1 pseudogene is annotated in these 201 nt (G+C 39.8%); it reads right to left on the bottom strand.

Features of this window, described 5'->3' with window-relative positions:
• Positions 1-201: pseudogene (locus CYK47_RS15395) on the bottom strand (hypothetical protein); the annotation flags it as partial.

Raw genomic sequence — 201 nt, 5'->3', positions numbered from 1 at the left:
TTTTCGGGCGTTCGATTGAACATTCTGTCGCATCAATAATGACCCAGTTAAAGTGTTCTTCTGCTGTGGTTATGCTTCGTTTTGGCAGGGTAAAACGTCTTGATTTCATCAATTCATCTTCAACCTTCTTAATGGTTCGATTCAGCTTACTTTTCGCGATATGGTAATTTGCCGCTAATTCCAGTTGAGTACTATAGTTGC

Source organism: Acinetobacter sp. B51(2017) (genome assembly GCF_003711395.1).
Classification (GTDB): domain Bacteria; phylum Pseudomonadota; class Gammaproteobacteria; order Pseudomonadales; family Moraxellaceae; genus Acinetobacter.
This window is presented reverse-complemented; position numbering and strand designations above follow the sequence as displayed.